Origin of the sequence: Rhizomonospora bruguierae, assembly GCF_018397995.1 — a bacterium.
Taxonomy (GTDB): Bacteria; Actinomycetota; Actinomycetes; order Mycobacteriales; family Micromonosporaceae; genus Rhizomonospora; species Rhizomonospora bruguierae.
The window spans coordinates 1-1,725 of record NZ_BBQH01000139.1; the positions used below are offsets into that span (position 1 = coordinate 1).

At 59.6% G+C, this 1,725-nt stretch carries 1 protein-coding gene; it reads right to left on the reverse strand.

Features of this window, described 5'->3' with window-relative positions:
• Nucleotides 1–653: 653 nt before the first annotated feature.
• A partial coding sequence (locus KJS59_RS30495) for an RHS repeat-associated core domain-containing protein (RefSeq protein ID WP_213457440.1) occupies nucleotides 654–1,725 on the reverse strand: 1,072 nt, incomplete at its 5' end.

Sequence of the window (1,725 nt, forward strand, 5' to 3'; positions counted from 1 at the left end):
CCAGCCCGTAGCTGAAGCGGCCGTCAGCACCTCGATCGGCCCGAGGAACCGGATAAGCCGCAGCCGATCCGACCCCCATCCCCTGTCCTACACCCAACCCGTCCTGCACATCACCGGTGGCTCGCCCCGCTACGGGCGTCTCCTTGACAAACGTCATAGGGACACCCCCCGGCGAGCATCCCCGCCCAGCCAGTGTTATGTGTCGAATGGCGCACATCTTGTAACAACCTGGAGTACCTCTGCCCTGCCGGTTTGAACCCGCTGAATCTGCTCCCTGTTTAGCCGCCATGTTGAAAACGGCTGCACATTCTGCTTTACGCGGTAGACGTCGACGCGACACTCGGTGCCGTCGCCTAATTGGCCGGAGCCGCTTGCTGCGTGTTCATACAACGCGTCCGAAAAGTTCGGCTGCGGCGGATTGAGGACGAGCTGCGGCCCCGTCAATGCGGGAATTCCAACTGTAGGCGGACCAATGTAGATGGAATTCAGCCCTTTCTCGTCGAATCTGCGGACGAGCTCGTGCTCTTGGACGTCAAGCTGTTCAGCATACTGAGACTCTCGCGTGGCGCTACCGCCCCAGACGACGTATGCCGCTCCAGCTAGGCACGTCAGCACAACGGTCACCAGGAGGAGTACTCCCTTTTGAGTCATCATCAGTAACATTCCCAGAGGCCGGAACCACAGATAATTGCGTCTGTCCAGTCATAGTGGTCGCGAACAGCACGAGCGTAACTAGATCCTAGAGGACCGAGGTTTCCCGCTTTCACCGAGTCAGCGAAATTTTCGGTGCCGATGTTATAGATTGCCGCCGCTACTTCATCACGAGAATAATCTCTTCTCATTCCCGCCGGTGCAGCATCGGCGTAGGCCATTAGGTCACGCAGCCTGTAGGCGGTCACCTTGATGCTGAGCTCATGGTTTCCCATCAGATCCGACCAGTCGATGCCGCCGAGAACGCTCCAATGCCGGGCCACCGTCTCGTTAAAGGCACGCTCCTGGATATTTCCCCATCCGAGCGAAGGGGGACTATCCCCCTTCCCGGTAAGATGCTCTTTGAGGAAACCATAGGCTCCCGCCTGGTCAAGTGCCCAGCTTCCGAACTGGACAAGATTATCAATGGGCAATAGTTCATCAGAGCGCCCGACCTCGATGGCCAACACGGACATCAGGAGCCGCGGATCGACCCCTGCCTCGTTGGCAAACCTCACGATGTCGTAGGACCAGGCCATAAAATTCTCGCAGTCGTGAATGCCGCGTGTGCCATGGAAGCACGGCGCATCCGCCGGCTGATCGAGGAGGAGCTTCACCTCTCGGATGATAGTTGCTCGATCAAGCGTCGTCCAGGCAACGGTGGGACGGTCACGCCACTTGTCGCCGCTGTGACTCGAGGAGCTCTTGGAGTTGGAGCCGTTCGGCCGATTACCCGTTCCGTCGTGGCATCCGCGATTCTTGCCACCTCCCTGACTGCAACCAGGGTAGAGGCCCGTGGGATCGGACGACGTCGCGGGGCTGTTGTTCGCGTACGCAAACCCATTCATTTGCTGCGGATTACTGCTGTCGATAACAGGGTCAACGGAGGCGAATCGGCCTATTTCTGGGTCATACTGCCGCGCGCCCAGATGGGTAAGTCCGGAGGGGTCCCCTGTTCCACCGACGAAGCCCTTGTCCATAGCGCTGGGCCATACGCCGCTCGCGGCGCCCCGCATCGCGCCGAAGGGGGTCGTG